Raw genomic sequence first — 354 nt, 5'->3', positions numbered from 1 at the left:
GCTCGTCGCCTTCGCGATGCTGTGCTGATTGAACACATTAGTGCTGTTCATCGCGATAATTACGGTGTCTACGGTGTGCGGAAAATGTGGCATGCTCTCCGCCGTGACGGAATTGATATCGGTCGTGAACAAACTGCTCGGTTGATGCGCCTGGCCGGTGTTTCTGGCAAAGGCAAAGGCAGGTCACCTATCACAACCCGTAAGCCTAACGTGCCTGATCTGCGCCCAGACTTGGTAAATCGTGAATTTAGGGCTCCTGGCCCTCATCGGCTGTGGGTGGCGGACATTACCTACGTGCGCACCAGGAAAGGCTTTGTGTACACCGCGTTCGTGACCGATGTATTCTCCCGGAGG

The 354-nt window shown here is 55.1% G+C and carries 1 protein-coding gene; it reads left to right on the top strand.

The genetic code is table 11. The features are described 5' to 3' along the window. On the top strand, positions 1-354 hold a 354-nt coding region (locus HMPREF2935_RS12535; RefSeq protein WP_141755983.1), incomplete at both ends, for an IS3 family transposase.

The organism is Corynebacterium sp. HMSC076D02, assembly GCF_001813815.1.
GTDB lineage: Bacteria > Actinomycetota > Actinomycetes > Mycobacteriales > Mycobacteriaceae > Corynebacterium > Corynebacterium simulans.
Note: the sequence above shows the minus strand (reverse complement) of the source record. Positions and strands in the feature narration are given on the sequence as shown.